Genomic DNA, 14,936 nt, shown 5'->3' on the forward strand with positions numbered 1-14,936 from the left:
GTCGGCGTCAGTACACCGCACGTCTCCGCTAGGAGGACGTGCGGTACCGGGGTCGGGTTGCCGCGGGAGGTTACCGGCCGGTCGCCTCGTAGCCGAACTGGTGGACCTTGAGGTACCCGGACCGGAACCCGGCCTCGGAATAGGCCAGGTAGAACTCCCACATCCGGCAGAAGACGTCGTCGAACCCGAACCCGGCGATGTCGGCCCAGCGGTGCAGGAACCGTTCGCGCCACCACCGTAGCGTGCGCGCGTAGTCCTGGCCGAACTCGCGCATCCCGGCCAGCTTGAGCCGGGCGTTCGCCTTGACGCCGTCCTCGATCGAGCGCACCGACGGGATGATGCCGCCCGGGAAGATGTACTTGTGGACCCAGGTGTAGGCGCGGGACGCGGCCAGCATCCGGTCGTGGTCCATGGTGATGGCCTGCAGGCCGAACCGCCCGCCCGGGCGCAGCCGCTCGCCGATCACCCGGTAGAACTCCGGCCAGTAGGCCGCGCCGACGGCCTCGATCATCTCGACGCTGACCACGGCGTCGTACCGGCCGCTCGACTCGCGGTAGTCGCACAGCTTCACGTCGACGCGGTCGGCGAACCCGGCCGCCGCGATGCGTTCGGTGGCCAGCGCGCGCTGTTCCTCCGAAATGGTCAGGGACGTCACGTGGGCGCCGCGGGCGGCGGCGCGGATCGCGAGTTCACCCCATCCGGTGCCGATTTCGAGGACGTCGCTGCCTTCGCGGACGCCGGCGTAGTCCAGCACGCTGTCGATCTTGCGGTGCTGGGCGGCGGTGAGGTCGTCATCGGGACCGAACAGGGCCGAGGAGTACATCATCGACTCGTCGAGGAAGGCGCCGAAGAGGTCGTTCGACAGGTCGTAGTGCCGGTGGATGTTGGCCCGCGCGCCTTCGAGGGTGTTCTCCTCCGACGGCGGCTGCGTGCGCTCGGCGATCCGCCGGAACTTCTGCAGCACCGGGGGCACCAGCGTGGCCATCCGCTCGGCGAACGGCGTCAGCACCTCGGCCAGCTCGGACGCGGTCCAGTCCCCGGCCATGTAGGCCTCGCCGAAGCCGATCTTGGCGTCGACGCCGAGGCGGTGGAAGAACGCCTCCGGCCGCAGAATGCGCATTTCGGGCGATTCCGGCCCGCCGGCGCCGAGCACCGTGCCGTCCGGGAACGTCACCCGCACGTCGAGCGGGCGGACCGCGCGGCGGAACAGCGCGGCGGCGATCCGCGCGCGCAGGGCGGAATGGGGCGGGGTGGCCAGGCCCGGCCACCGGGACTCGTGCGGAACGTCCCGGGCCGACGCCCGGTCAGCGCTCGAAGTGGTCACGGTTCTCCCTCCGGCCGGCCAGGTGCGCCGGTGATCGATCCTAGTCGCCGCACCCCCGCGGCGCGTTTCGCCGAATGCCCTGTTCGGGGCGTTTTCACACCGGTATCCGCAGCCGCCCGGGCCCGGTCTCGGCCCAGGCCGCGCGGAGGGCACCCCCGTCGTCCCCGGCGAGCAGGTCCAGGGTGAACGCCACGGTCAGCCTGGTCCACACCCGGGCCCGGCGCAGCATCGCGTGCCCTTCCCCGGCGATCTCGAACCGGGCGACGCGGGCGGCGACGCCCGCGGCCCGTTCGGCGAAGGCGTGCGACTCCGCCGGGCTCGTCATCCGGTCGCGGGTGCCGTGCACGATCAGCACCGACCGGCCGGCGACGGCGCCGACCGGCTCACCCCGCGGCGTCCACGGCGCCAGGGCGCAGACCCCGCGCACGGCCGGGTCGTCGGCCACGCGCAGCGCCACCCGTGCCCCCATCGAGTGACCGACCAGCACGACCGGCAGGCCGGGGTGGTCGGCGTGGATGCGTTCGAGCGCCCAGCGGGCGTCGGCGACCGGGTCCTCGGCGGGCGCGTTCCAGCCGTAGCGGCGGTTGCGCAGCAGGCGGACCTCGACGCCGTGACGGCGGCCCGCCCGATGCAGGGCACGGGCGATCGGGACCATCCGCAGGTACGCCAGCTTCCAGGGCGGCACCGCCCCCGTACCGAGCTCCGCGCCGCCGTGCAACACGAGCACGACCGCTTCGGTCCGCCCGCGCGCCGGCCACCGCGACACCGCCGGTTCCGCCTCGCTCACCCCGCGTCCTCCTCATCGCCCGCATCCGGGTCAACCCCGCCCGTCCACCGGGCTATTCCACCGCGCACCACCATCTTCGCGGTAGATTCGGCGCCCGATCCCCGACGGAAGGGTGGGTGTGGTGAGCGCCACGGACATCGCGGGCAGTGTCGCCAAGCAACTGGCGGACGTCGAGCAGGCCAACGCCGAGGCGGTGCGCGCGGCGGCGGACCTCGTGCTGGGGGTGATCCGGGCCGACGCACTGGTCTATACCGCCGGCGCCGGGCACTCGCTGGCCGCGGTCGCCGAGACGTTCTACCGGGCCGGCGGGCTGGCCTGCGTCTACCCGCTGTACCACCCGGAGCTGCTCCCGCTGCACGGCGCGGTGCACAGCACGCAGACCGAGCGGCGCACCGGCCTGGCCGCGGAGGTGCTGGCCGAGCGCGCGCCCGGGCCGGCCGACGTGCTGGTGGTGTTCTCGACCTCCGGCGTCAACCCGTACCCCGTCGAGCTGTGCATCGAGGCGCGCGAGCGGGGCGCGGCGGTGATCGCGGTGACGTCGCGGGCGTGCGTCGCGGCGGCCCCGCGGCGGTCGTCGAGCACGCTGGTCGAGCAGGGCACGGTGGTGCTGGACTCGCTGGTCGTCCCCGGTGACGCGAGCTACCCGCCGGACGCGCCGCGCATCGCGCCGCTGTCCACTGTGGTCAACGCGTTCCTGTGGAACCTGGTCCTGGCCCAGGTTTACGACCGCGGCACCGCCGAGGGCCTCGACGTCCCGCTGTGGCGCAGTTCCAATGTGGAGGGTGGCGACGAGGCGAACGCCGCACTGCTGGCGAAGTACGGGGAAATCGTGCCGCGCCTGCGGTGAACCGGGTGAAAAAGCACCGGCCGGGCACGTCTTGACGGCGCGTGCCCGGCCGCCCTAGCGTCGACATACCGACTGGTCGGTGTGGATCGGTCGCCACTCCGAGGGAGGTCCCATGGACAGTGCCACGGTGCACGGCGAGTGCGCCCCGGGGTTCGAGCCGGTGCGCGCGGCTTTCGAGGAGAACTTCCGCAGCCGCGGCGAGCTGGGCGCGGCCTTCACCGCCATCCGCCACGGCGAAGTCGTGGCGGACCTGTGGGGCGGCTGGTCCGGGCCCAAGCGGACCCGGCCGTGGCAGCCGGACACCCTGGCCAACGTGTGGTCGACGACCAAGGGCATGACGGCGATCTGCGCGCACCGGCTCGCCGACGCGGGCGAACTCGACGTGGACGCGCCGGTCGCGAAGTACTGGCCGGAGTTCGCCGCCGCCGGCAAGGGCGAGATCCCGGTCCGGTGGCTGCTTTCGCACCGCTCCGGCGTGCCCGGGATCGGCCTGGACCGGCCGGTGGCGGTCGAAGAACTGTACGACTGGGACCTGATGACGTCGCTGTACGCCGCCCAGGAACCGCTCTACGAGCCCGGGTCCGCGGGCGGCTACCACGCGCTGGCCTACGGCTGGCTCGTCGGCGAGGTCGTCCGGCGGGTCGCCGGCCAGGGCGTCCGCGAGTTCTTCGCCGAGCAGGTGGCCGGGCCGCTGGACGCCGACTTCTCGATCGGCCTCGCCGCGGACGCCGACCTCGGGCGCTGCGCGACCCTGGTGGACCCGGTGCTGACCGAGGAGATGGCGAACGCGCTGGCCACGGCGTTCGCCGCGGCCGGCCCGGTCGCGCAGGCGGCGCTGATGAACCCCCGCCTGCAGGGCCACGACGCCAACGAACCGGCGTGGCGGCACGCGGTCATGCCGGCGTTGAACGGCCACGGCACGGCCCGCGCGATCGCGACGATCTACGCGGCGGTCGCCGACGGCACGCTCCTGTCCCCCGCGGCACTGGCCAGGGCCCGCGAGAGCCAGGGCAAGGAGATCGACGCGGTCCTCGGCCTCCCGAACGAGTGGGGCCTCGGCTTCTACCTCGGCAGCGACGCCCGCGGCTTCGGCCCCAACCCCACGGCCTTCGGCCACGACGGCCTCGGCGGCTCAACCGGCGGCGCCGACCCGGAAAACGGCATCGCCTTCGGCTACACCCTCAACCAGCTGGGCCCCCTGATCCGCGACGACCCCCGCAAAATGGCCCTGGTCCAAGCCCTCTACGAGTCCCTCCCCAACACGTAACCCGCGTGATCAGAGCCGGAACCCACGTGATTGAGCCCGTAACTCGCGTGATTGAAGCCGGAACTGGCGAGTTCCGGCTTCAATCACGCGACATCCGGCTTCGATCACGCCGGTTCCGGCTCTGATCACGCGACGGCAGGTTCCTCGTCGGCGAACTGGGTTGCGTGGAGGGTTGCGTAGCGGCCGTTGGCCGCGAGGAGCTCTTCGTGGGTTCCGCGCTCGACGATTTCGCCGTGTTCCAGGACCAGGATGCGGTCGGCCGCGCGGACCGTCGAGAGGCGGTGGGCGATGACCAGGGCCGTGCGGCCCGCGAGGGCGTGCGTGAGGGCCTCGGCGACCGCGGCTTCCGACTCGGAGTCCAGGTGCGCCGTCGCCTCGTCCAGGATGACGACCTTGGGCTGGGCCAGCAGGAGACGCGCGATCGTGAGCCGCTGACGCTCGCCGCCGGAGAGGCGGTAGCCGCGCTCGCCCACCGTCGTGTCCAGGCCGTCGGGCAGCGAATGCACCAGCTCGCCCAGCCGCGCGCGCTCCAGGGCCGCCCAGATCTCGTCGTCGGTGACGTCCGGCCGCGCGTACGCCAGGTTCGCCCGGATCGTGTCGTGGAACAGGTGCCCGTCCTGGGTCACGACGCCGACGGTCTCCCGCAGCGAAGCGAACGTCAGGTCCCGGACGTCCACATCGGACAGCCGCACCGCCCCGGCGTCGACGTCGTAGAGCCGGGGCAGCAGCGACGCGATCGTCGACTTCCCCGCGCCCGAAGACCCGACCAGCGCGACCATCTCCCCCGGCTCGGCCCGGAACGAGATCCCGTGCAGTACCTCTTCGCCGCCGCGGTGGTCGAGCGTGGCGACGTCTTCCAGCGACGCCAGCGAGTACCGGTCCGCCGCCGGGTACCCGAAGCGGACGTCCGAGAACTCGACCGAGACGCCGCCCGAAGCGGCCGGCAGCGCCCGCGCGCCCGGCTTCTCCTTGATCATCGGGTCCAGGTCGAGCACCTCGAAGACCCGCTCGAACGACACGAGCGCCGTCATGACGTCGACGCGGACGTTGGCCAGCGCGGTCAGCGGCGCGTAGAGCCGGGTCAGCAGCAGGGCGAGCGCGACGACCGTGCCCGGCGCGAGCTTGCCGGTCAGCGCCAGGTACCCGCCGAGGCCGTAGACCAGCGCCTGCGCCAGCGCCGAAACCAGGGTCAGGCTCGTCATGAACCAGCGGGTCAGCATCGCGGTCCGGACGCCGATGTCGCGCACGCGCCCGGCCCGCAGCGCGAAGTCGTCCGCCTCCTGCACCGGCCGGCCGAACAGCTTGACCAGCGTCGCGCCCGGTGCGGAGAACCGCTCGGTCATCTGCGTGGTCATCCCGGCGTTGAGGTTCGCCGCCTCCCGCTGCAGCCCGGCCATCCGGCGCCCGAGCCGCCGCGCGGGGATCACGAAGATCGGCAGCAGCACCAGCGCGAGCAGCGTGACCTGCCAGGACAGCGTCAGCATCACGGCCAGCGACAGCGCCAGCTGGATGACGTTGGTGACCAGCCCGGACAGCGTCGCGGTGAACGTCCGCTGCGCGCCGATGACGTCGTTGTTGAGCCGCGAGACGAGCGCGCCGGTGCGGGTGCGGGTGAAGAACGCGATCGGCATGCGCTGCACGTGCTCGAACACCGCGCGCCGCAGGTCGAAGATGATGCCCTCGCCGATCCGCGCGGACTGCCACCGTTCGACCAGCCCGAACCCGGCGTCGGCGACCGCCAGCACGGCGATGACGACGGCGAGCCAGATCACCAGCGGCAGGTCGCGGCCGCCGACGATCGCGTCGACCACCTTGCCCGCCAGCACGGGCGTCGTCACGGCCAGCACGGCCGAGACGACGGTCAGCACGAGGAAGGCCAGCAGACGCCGCCAGTGCGGCCGCGCGAAGCGGGCGACGCGCTTGAGCGTGCCGCGGCTCAGCGCCTTGGGTGTGTCGCCGGCGCGCATCGCCGAACTCCACAACCCCCACATGTTGTCCACGGGAACCCCCAGTCTCGGAAACCTCTACAATAGCTGAGGTTTTCGGCGGATATGACCTGGACAACGTCGCCGTTGCCCGATTGCTTCCCCGAGCCGTTCACTCCGCGCGAACGACCCGCTGCAGGGCGGCGCGCAGCCGCTCGGCGTCTTCGGCGGACAGCGGTTCGAGCAGCAGCGCCTCCGCCTGCCGCGTCACCTCTTCGCCGGCCACCCGGACCCGCTCGCCCTCGGGCGTCAGCGTCACCAGGCGCTTCCGGCGGTCCCCCGGCGCCACCTCGCGGCGGACCAGGCCCTTGGCCTCCAGCTCGTCGACGAGCGCGACCATCGTCGTCCGGTCGACACCCAGGCGGGCGGCACCGTCCTGCTGCGACTGCGCCGGCCCGGCCCCGAAGAGCGCCAGCAGCGCGAGCTGCCGCCCGGTGACGCCGAGCGGCGCGTACAGCGGCTCGGCGAGCTCGGCCAGCCGCAGCTGGGCGTGCTTGAGCAGGTAGCCGAGCCGCCGGGTGACGGCGGGAGGAGCGCTGGACATGGGAGAACTCTACACCTACGCTGATCGTCAGTAGAGCTGATGATCAGGAGTCCAACATGATTACCGTCGGCCTGAAGCCGCCGCAGCAGCACATCGGCATCGCCGCCCTCCGCGAGACCTGGGCGATCGCGGACGAAGCCGGTTTCGACGGCTGCTGGGTGTTCGACCACCTCGCCCCGATGGGCCCCGACCGCACCGGCGACGTCTTCGACGGCTGGAGCCTGCTGGCCGCGATGGCCGAAGCGACCGGCCGGGTGCGGATCGGCTGCCTGGTCTCCGGCAACACCAACCGGCACCCGGGCACGCTCGCCAAGCTCGCCGCGACCGTCGACCACCTCTCCGGCGGCCGGCTGGACGTCGGCCTCGGCGCGGGCGGCGACGCGCTGACCGACGCGATGATGGGCACACCGACGCCGCCGGCGGTCGAACGCGTCGAACGGCTGGCCGAAACCTGCGAAATCCTCCGTCTGCTGTGGACGCGGCCGGAGACCACCCACCGCGGCCGCCACTACACGCTGACCCGCGCGATCAGCGACCCGAAGCCGGTGCAACGGCCGAAACCGCCGCTGTGGCTGGGCAGCAGCGGCGAAAAGCGCGGGCTGCGGGTCGTCGCCGAGCACGCCGACGTCTGGCTCAACGCCGCCCTGCCCGGCACGGAAACCGCCGAGCTGCAACGGCTTTCCCGCGTCCTCGACACGCACTGCGCGGCGGCCGGGCGCGACCCGGCAACGCTCCGGCGGGCCGTGCAGTTCCGGCTGCCGTCCGATGCGGACAGTGCCCTGCGGCTGGCACGCAGCTACGTCGAGGCCGGGTTCACCGAGCTCGTCCTGATGCCCGCCGGCCGCGACGGCGTCGTCGCGGCGTCGGAGGCGGCCGCGAAGCTGCTCCCCCGCCTGCGAGACGTCGGCTGAACCGGACGAAGGCGCCTCGGTAGCCTGGCGACGTGGAAACGGAGGTGGGCCAGGCGCCCGCATGGCGGCGCGCGGCCCGGCTCTTCACGGCGCCTTCGCGCACCGAAGAGGCCGCGCTCCTGCGCTGGGACCTGGGCTTTTACCTGGCCTGCCTGGCTTTCGCGCTGCCGACGGCACTCCTGTCCGAATTCTACGGTTACCGCGTCTGGGGCAACTTCGCGACGGTGGCGTACGGCCTCGGAGCGGCGCACAGCGGCTACCTGTTGCTGTCGGCCCGCCGGGGGCGTACGCCGGGCGGCGTACTCGGTTCCCGCTGGTGCGCCGTCGCCGCCGTCGCCCTGTTGGCGATGATCCTTCCGTTGGCGCTTCTGGTGATTCGCCGCCTGACCGGGGTGGACTGGCTGATCACGCCGTTCTCCTGGGCCGCGCAGCCCGAGGTCTGGGTGATCGAGCGGTCCGCGGATCTGCTGCTGCACCACGGAACCCCGTACGTCGACGTCACCGCGCTCGGCCGGGCGCCGGTGGTAAACGATTACACGCCCTACGGCCCGGTGATGGCGCTCTTCGGCCTGCCGCGGGCACTCTTCGGCGGTACGCCGCTGACGGACGCGCTCACCGACGCCCGCTGGATGTTCGCCCTGGCCGCCTGCGCGTGCGTGCTGGGCACGCTGAAGCTGCTGAAGTGGCCGCGCGTGCCGGTCGGAGCCGCGCAGCTCGCGCTGGCCTGCCCGCTCACCGCGCTCACCTGGGCCGTCGCCGGCCCGGACCTCGCGATCGTCGGGCTGCTGGTGCTCAGCTGCGCGCTGGCCGCCACCGGGCGCGTCGCCTGGTCCGGCCTGGTGCTGGCGCTGGTGATCAGCGCGAAGCTCATCGTGGCGCCCGCGGCCGCGGTGCTGGCGGTGCTCGTGCTGGTGCGCCGGGGGAACGGGCTCGACGGGGCGGCGCTGGGCCGGTTCGCGGCGGCGCTGGTGGCGACGACGGCCGCGCTGCACCTGCCGGTGTACCTGGTGGATCCGGCGGCGTTCGTGGAGCACGTCTTCCGGTTCCCGCTCGGGATGGGCGTCGTGCGGTCGCCCGCGGCCAGCCCGCTGCCGGGCCACCTGATCGCCGAGACCGGCGTGATCGGCCAGGTGACCGCCTTCGTGCTGGTCGGTGCCGCGGCCGTGGCCATGCTGGTGTGGCTGGTGCGCCGGCCCCCCGCGAACGGCTCCGGCGCACTGCTGCGCATCGCCGTCGGACTCGGCGCGTTGATCCTGCTCACCCCGGCCACCCGCTACGGCTACCTGGTGTACCCGCTGGTCCTGCTCGGGGCCCACCTGGCGTTCCGGGTGGCCGAAGTTCCCGCTGCGCCCCCCGCGCAGCAGTCCGCGACTTCTACTTCTTCTTGACCCTGGTGGCCCCGCCGCGCCCCCGCAGCTGGACGCCGGACTCCGACAGCACCCGGTGGACGAACCCGTAGGACCGCCCCGTCGACTCCGCCAGTGCCCGGATGCTCGACCCCTTCTCGTATTTCTTCTTCAGGTCAGCGGCCAGCTTGTCGCGCGTGTTGCCGGTGATCCGCGCGCCTTTCTTGAGATCAGCCACGTCGATCGCCTTCCCGCCGAGAGTGTTCTGGGCCACATATCGGCCCCTGCCGGGGCAATGATCGAACACTGAGCGCCGGAATGCCAGACGACAGCCGCGAAACAGCCGAAATTGCGATCACATTGGGCCATTCCAGTGCTCTGCGGCGAGTGATCTTGCACCCGAATGGACGCACCGCTCAGGCGAGCTGGACAAGTTCGAGGTAGTCCGCCGACCAGTGGTCCTCGGTTCCGTCGGGCAGCAGGATGACCCGCTCGGGCTCGAGCGCCTCGACCGCGCCCGGGTCGTGCGTCACCAGCACGACGGCGCCGGCGAAGCTGCGCAAGGCGTCCAGGACCTGCGCCCGGCTGGCCGGGTCCAGGTTGTTCGTCGGCTCGTCGAGCAGCAAGACGTTGGCAGCGCTGGAGACCAGGCCCGCCAGCGCGAGCCGGGTCTTCTCGCCACCGGAAAGCGTGCCTGCGGGCTGGTCGAGTTGTTCACCGGTGAAGAGGAACGAGCCGAGCAGGTTCCGCAACTCCTGCGCGCCGGTGTCCGGAGCGAGATGTCGGATGTTTTCCCACACCGACGCTTCATGATCAAGAGTTTCGTGTTCCTGTGCGTAATAGCCCAGGCGCAATCCGTGACCCGGAACGACGGATCCGGTGTCCGGGGTTTCCATTCCGCCGAGCAACCGGAGCAAAGTCGTCTTTCCGGCACCGTTCAGCCCGAGTACGACGACCTTCGAACCGCGGTCGACGGCGAGATCGACACCGGTGAAGATTTCCAGTGAGCCGTAGGACTTCGAGAGCCCTTCGGCGGTCATCGGGGTGCGGCCGCAGGGCGCCGGCTCGGGGAACTTGATCCGGGCGACCTTGTCGGCCTGCCGGGTGTCCTCGAGGGAGGACAGCATCTGCTCGGCGCGGCGCGCCATGTTCTTGGCCGCCACGGCCTTCGTCGCCTTCGCGCCGAGTTTCGCGGCCTGCTGCTGCAGCGCCGACGCCTTCTTCTCGGCGTTGGCGCGCTCGCGGCGGCGGCGCTTCTCGTCGGTGGCGCGCGCGTCGAGGTAGCGCTGCCAGCCCATGTTGTACAGGTCGAGCTCGCCGCGGGTGGCGTCGAGGAACCAGACCTTGTTGACCACGTCGGCCAGCAGCTCGACGTCGTGGCTGATCACGACCAGGCCGCCGTCGTGCTGCTTGAGGAAGCCACGCAGCCAGTTGATGGAGTCCGCGTCGAGGTGGTTGGTCGGCTCGTCGAGCAGCAGGATCGTCTCGGACTTGCCGCCGGCCCCGGCTTCGGCCGCGGCGAACAGGATCCGCGCGAGCTCGACGCGGCGGCGCTGGCCACCGGAGAGCGTCCCCAGCGTCTGCGCCAGGATGCGGTCGGCCAGGCCGAGGTTGGAGCAGATCCGCGCGGCTTCGCTTTCGGCGGCGTACCCGCCGAGGGAGGCGAAGCGCTCTTCGAGCCGGGCGTAGCGGTTGATGGCCTTGTCGCGCGCGGCGTCGTCGACGAGCTCGGCCATCGAGGCCTGCGCCTTCTCCATGTCGCGCATCAGCTTGTCCAGACCGCGCGCGGAGAGCACGCGGTCCTTCGCCGTGACCGAAAGATCACCTTCGCGCGGGTCCTGCGGCAGGTAGCCGAGCTCGCCGGTGCGGCGGACCTCGCCCGCGTGCGGCTCGCCTTCGCCGGCGAGGACCTTCAGCGAGGTGGTCTTGCCCGCGCCGTTGCGGCCGACGAGGCCGATGCGGTCGCCGGGCTGGATGCGGAGGGTGGCGCCGTCGAGCAGGATGCGCGAACCCGCGCGCAGCTCAAGGCCGGTGGCCGTGATCAAGGGAACTCCCGTGGAAAGGGGGCGTACGGAGGACAGCGTCGGGCGGCCGCACGGGCCGCGGCGTCACTCCAGCTGGATATCCACGTAGCCCAGTGTACGGGCCGCAGTCCACCGGTTTTCTCCAGTGTGCGGGGAGTCACCGGCTCGTGAGTGGTAAGGCGCGTTCTAACCCTCCTTACCACTCACGACGGCGCGCGGAGGGTGACCTGCACGGACAGCGCCCGCACGGCGGCCTCGCCGAGGACCGCCCGGCTCGGGTCGCCGACGTCCAGCACGCGGGGTTCGGCGCGGGCGAACAGCGGCGCCAGCCGCCGGTCTTCGCGCAGCTCGCCGAGGGCCCGCCGGTCACCGCCGAGCACCACGGCGTCCACTTCGGACAGCCGGGGCAGAAGCACCTCGAAGGCGTCCCGCGCGGCGGCCTGGAGCGCCTGCCGCGCCTGTCCTTCGCGACGCCGGGCGAAGCGCTGCTGCGACCAGCCGCCCGCGGCCGAGCGGCCGTGCACGAGGTGCCGGTCGGTCCGGGACACCTCGACGCGGCCGTCGCGGACCACGCCGACACTGTGCCCGCCGAGCCGCACCAGCAGGAGCGCGATCCGCCGCGGCCGCAGGGCGTGCGCGACGAGCGCGTCGACAGAGGGGTCTTCGAGGGGCTCGAAAGGGACGGCGGCGGTCGCGGTGGTGCCGTCGCCCGCGGTCACCCGGAGCCCGTCCGGCGCGGCTTCGGTGGCCGCGATGCCGCCGTGCCGGCCGGCGAACCGCTCGAAGAAGCCGGCCAGTCGTTCCGGCGGCACCTCGACCGTGTGGCCGCCGCCCGCGGCTTCCCGTGGCTTCACGAAGAAAACGGTACGGGGCCGCCGCGATCACCGCGACGGCCCCGCACCGGGTACTGCCTACAGCGGGTGCACCGGGCCGTTGTTCGTCACGCCCCGGACGTTCGACGGCGCGCCGGCCGCCGGGGGCTGCACGAACCCGTTGATGTGCAGGGCCACCGCGCGGATCGAGCCGGTGTCGCTCGCGGCGGCGTCGACCACCGAGAACGTCCACGTGCCGTCGGCGGCCGCGCCGGCCAGGTTGCCGGTCAGGGCCTGCGTCGGCCGGTACGAGCCGGTGAACGGCGCGTTGGACGAGGTCACCGTGCTGAACGCGGTCGCCGCGTTGTCGGCGAAGACCACCTGGCACAGGTTCTTGCCCGAACCGCCGTTGCGCTGGAACACCGTCGCCTTGGCGCCCGAAGGCGCGGTCAGCGTGCCGACGAGGTCACCGACGTACGAGTGGTTCAGACCCACCGTGGTCGACGCCGGGTCGGTGCTGCAGCTGGTGCCGTCCACGGAGAACGTCACCTTCGACGCGCGGCCGACCCCGGTGACCGGGATGGTCACCGACGCCCCGACCGGGCTGTTGTCCGGGATCGCCACCGGCGCCCCGGTGTAGGCGAAGTCCTTCGCGACCGGCGACGGGGTGCCGACCGGCAGCGAGAACGTCGACGTCGTCGGCGAGTGCGCCCCCGCGAAGGTGACGCGGGCGTTCAGCACCACCGGCACGCCGAGCTGCTGGCTCGCCGGGACGGTGATGGTGAAGTCGTTGACGCCGGTCTGTCCCGGGCTGATGGTGCCGTAGGACTTGGCCCGCGGCGCCACCGTGACACCCGGGGTCGGGCTGGTGAGCACGACGCTGGTGGACACCGCGGTGCCGTCACCGTCGTTGGTCACCGGCAGCGTCACCTTGGCGGTGTCGCCCGGGTCGAGCGCCGAACCACCGTCGGCCGGGGTGACCGTCGGCTGCTTGGCCACCGCGAGCGGCTGCGGGCTGGCACCGGTGTAGGCCAGCACCTTGTCCGCGAGGATGACGCCGGAGCCGGTGAAGTTGTCGCGGCCCGGCTTCTCGATGTCGATCGCGGTGTTGATCAGCGCTTCCCGCACCTCCGCGGGCGGCAGGCCGGGGTTGCCGGACAGCACGAGCGCGGCGATCGCGGCCGCGTGCGGGGCGGCGGCCGAGGTCCCGAAGAACGGGTTGAACCCGGTCACGCTGGTCTGCACGCCGTCGGCCGCGGTGATCTCCGGCTTGTTCCGGACCTCGCCGCCGGTCGAGGACACGTTGCCCGGGGTGATCGGCGTGCCGTTGGCCTCGTAGAACACCCGGCGCGGGCCGTCGGAGGTGAACCGCTCGGCCTTGGTCGCGCCGCTGAACGAGCCCGGGAACGGGCCGGCCGGGTTGGCCGGGTCGCCCGGTTCGAGCGGCCGGCCGAACGCCGCCGCGGCCGGGGCGGCCGCGACGCTGAAGGCGTCCCGCGCGGCCGAGTGGCCGACCGTCACGCCCGGGGTGTTGTACGCCTTGAGCCCGTCCGCCGAGTCGGAGAACCGGCCGCGCAGCGCGGACAGCGACAGGTAGCGGTTCTGGCCGGAGAACTTCACGATGGCCAGGCGCAGCCCGGTGCCGCCGAACGTGGGCGTCTGCAGGATCTCGTACGGGTCCTGCGTGCCGTCCTGGACGTTCTGGCTGAAGCTGACCACGGCGCCCGCGGAGTTGAGCAGGTAGAGGTCGTAGTCGTTGGACGACGCACCGAGCGGGTCCGACCAGTGCAGCGTCACCGGGACGCCGGCCGAAGACGCGTTCGAGATCGGCTCGTAGATCTGGGTGCCCGCGGCGCCGGCGAAGTTGTGCGCGGTGCCGGCGAACTTGCCGATCGCCTTGCCGGAGTCGACGAAGTCGCCTTCCCAGTGCCCGGCGGTGCCGCTGGCGACGTTGCCTTCGTTGCCCGCGGAGGAGAAGTACAGGGCGCCGTCGGCGGTGACGTCGTTCACGGCCTGGGCGATGATCCAGTCCTGGAACGGCGATTCCTTGAAGTAGATGACGTCGTCGACGATGACGTCGCAGTGCGACTGGAAGCGCAGCTTGCGGATGTTGTCCGCGAAGCTGGCGTCGGAGTTGAACGCCGAAGCGAAGCCGAGCGCGGCGCGGGGCGCGAGGTCGTGGATGATCTCGAGCATCGCGGTGCCCTCGTCGCCGTCGCCCTCTTGGCCGGCGATGACGTCGACGTCCGGCGGGAGCTCGCCCCTGGCCTGCGACGCGGCGAGGGAGTCGACGCCGTCGGACAGCGCGCACGCCTTGACGCCGACACCAGTGACGCCGAACTGCTGGCGTGCGATGTCGGCGTTGTGCGCGCGGTCGCCCTCGCTGGTCAGGGTCGCGGCCGCGACGGCACTGCGCTGGGACTTGGCGGCGACGGCCTTCTGCAGCTCGCCGGCGATGCGGTCGGCCTTCTGCTGCTTGGTTTCGGTCCTGGTCTCGGATTTGCCCGGCGTCGTCGCCGGGGTGGCCAGCTCGCGGGCGGTCATCGCCTGGTCGGCCTGCTCGACGCGCTTGACGTCGTCGCGCGCGGCGATCTCGCTGACCTTGGCCACCGGGAGCTCGGCCCGGACGCTGGCGTACCGGTCGGACACCGCGCGGATGCCCGCCCCGGCCTTCGTGAGCCCGGCGATGAGGTCGGGCGAGACCTTGCTCGCCCGGATGTCGACGACGACGGTGCCGCCGTCGCTCACGCCGGACTGCAGCGCGTTCAGCTGCTTCCCCAGCCCCTTTTCGGCGACCAGCAGCTTGCTGTCTACTTTGGACTCGGTGGCGGTGCGGCCCGCCTTGACCGCCTGCAGCGCGGCGATCTGCAGTTGCGCGGTTTCACTGAAGGTGTCCGGCCCGGACGCGGGAGCGGCCCCCGCGACGGGCGGCGAAACGAGGCCGAGGGCGGCGAGCAGTGCCGCGGCCCCGGCGGTGAGCACAGTGGATCTCGATCTGGTGGAACGGGTACGACGCACGTGCGCCCTCCGATTCTCCAAGGCGCGTGCCCCGACTCACGCTGACCGACGCCGGTGATCACCGGCTGGAT

12 protein-coding genes are annotated in these 14,936 nt (G+C 72.3%); 4 read left to right on the forward strand and 8 right to left on the reverse strand.

The annotated features are described in order from the left end of the window. Window positions 1–70: 70 nt before the first annotated feature. A complete protein-coding gene (locus tag OO60_RS32925) occupies window positions 71–1,324 on the reverse strand; it encodes an SAM-dependent methyltransferase (RefSeq protein WP_003071203.1) in 1,254 nt (417 codons plus the stop codon). A 94-nt stretch (window positions 1,325–1,418) separates the two neighbouring features. Beyond that, a complete protein-coding gene (locus OO60_RS32930) occupies window positions 1,419–2,111 on the reverse strand; it encodes an alpha/beta hydrolase (RefSeq protein WP_003071205.1) in 693 nt (230 codons plus the stop codon). A gap of 118 nt (window positions 2,112–2,229) precedes the next feature. On the opposite strand from OO60_RS32930, the gene OO60_RS32935 reads away from it, so the two are divergent. Beyond that, window positions 2,230–2,958 (forward strand): SIS domain-containing protein, encoded by a 729-nt coding sequence (locus tag OO60_RS32935; protein WP_003071209.1) that lies wholly within the window; start codon window positions 2,230–2,232, stop codon window positions 2,956–2,958. 112 nt (window positions 2,959–3,070) lie between these two features. Beyond that, entirely contained in the window at window positions 3,071–4,225 is a 1,155-nt protein-coding gene (locus tag OO60_RS32940; protein WP_003071212.1) for a serine hydrolase domain-containing protein, read from the forward strand. 125 nt (window positions 4,226–4,350) lie between these two features. Here OO60_RS32940 and OO60_RS32945 read toward each other — a convergent pair whose 3' ends face one another. Both OO60_RS32945 and OO60_RS32950 read right to left on the reverse strand, forming a co-directional pair. Then, the gene (locus OO60_RS32945; protein WP_033262801.1) at window positions 4,351–6,225 is read right to left on the reverse strand and encodes an ABC transporter ATP-binding protein; all 1,875 of its coding nucleotides are present in this window, start codon (window positions 6,223–6,225) and stop codon (window positions 4,351–4,353) included. Between the two features lie 97 nt (window positions 6,226–6,322). Further along, a complete protein-coding gene (locus OO60_RS32950; RefSeq protein WP_003071217.1) occupies window positions 6,323–6,754 on the reverse strand; it encodes a MarR family winged helix-turn-helix transcriptional regulator in 432 nt (143 codons plus the stop codon). A 56-nt stretch (window positions 6,755–6,810) separates the two neighbouring features. Between OO60_RS32950 and OO60_RS32955 the strand changes: the two genes are divergently transcribed. Together OO60_RS32955 and OO60_RS32960 are read left to right on the forward strand one after the other, a co-directional pair. Beyond that, window positions 6,811–7,665 carry an LLM class flavin-dependent oxidoreductase gene (locus OO60_RS32955; RefSeq protein WP_033262802.1) on the forward strand — a complete coding sequence of 285 codons (855 nt, stop codon included), beginning with the start codon at window positions 6,811–6,813 and terminating at the stop codon, window positions 7,663–7,665. Window positions 7,666–7,697: 32 nt separating this feature from the next. Beyond that, a complete protein-coding gene (locus OO60_RS32960) occupies window positions 7,698–9,053 on the forward strand; it encodes a glycosyltransferase 87 family protein (RefSeq protein WP_051767834.1) in 1,356 nt (451 codons plus the stop codon). Here OO60_RS32960 and OO60_RS32965 read toward each other — a convergent pair. From OO60_RS32965 to OO60_RS32980, 4 genes are all read right to left on the reverse strand, one after another. Next, window positions 9,040–9,249, reverse strand: coding sequence for a helix-turn-helix domain-containing protein (locus OO60_RS32965; protein WP_003071237.1), 210 nt, complete (start codon window positions 9,247–9,249; stop codon window positions 9,040–9,042). The two genes, OO60_RS32960 and OO60_RS32965, sit on opposite strands and share 14 nt — an antisense overlap. A gap of 178 nt (window positions 9,250–9,427) precedes the next feature. Beyond that, window positions 9,428–11,056: an ABC-F family ATP-binding cassette domain-containing protein gene (locus tag OO60_RS32970; protein WP_003071241.1), complete on the reverse strand. Its 1,629-nt coding sequence runs from the start codon at window positions 11,054–11,056 to the stop codon at window positions 9,428–9,430. A 182-nt stretch (window positions 11,057–11,238) separates the two neighbouring features. Next, complete coding sequence (locus OO60_RS32975) at window positions 11,239–11,889, reverse strand: acVLRF1 family peptidyl-tRNA hydrolase (protein WP_003071244.1); 651 nt, start codon at window positions 11,887–11,889, stop codon at window positions 11,239–11,241. Window positions 11,890–11,946: 57 nt separating this feature from the next. Next, entirely contained in the window at window positions 11,947–14,829 is a 2,883-nt protein-coding gene (locus tag OO60_RS32980; protein ID WP_003071246.1) for a S8 family serine peptidase, read from the reverse strand. Between the last annotated feature and the right edge of the window lie 107 nt (window positions 14,830–14,936).

It is taken from the genome of Amycolatopsis vancoresmycina (genome assembly GCF_000716785.1).
GTDB lineage: Bacteria > Actinomycetota > Actinomycetes > Mycobacteriales > Pseudonocardiaceae > Amycolatopsis > Amycolatopsis vancoresmycina.

Bases quoted from the DNA above. Each gene is read 5' to 3' on its own strand.
- OO60_RS32955 (WP_033262802.1), top strand. From the start codon at position 6,811: ATGATTACCGTCGGCCTGAAGCCGCCGCAGCAGCACATCGGCATCGCC.
- OO60_RS32950 (WP_003071217.1), bottom strand. From the start codon at position 6,754: ATGTCCAGCGCTCCTCCCGCCGTCACCCGGCGGCTCGGCTACCTGCTC.
- OO60_RS32940 (WP_003071212.1), top strand. From the start codon at position 3,071: ATGGACAGTGCCACGGTGCACGGCGAGTGCGCCCCGGGGTTCGAGCCG.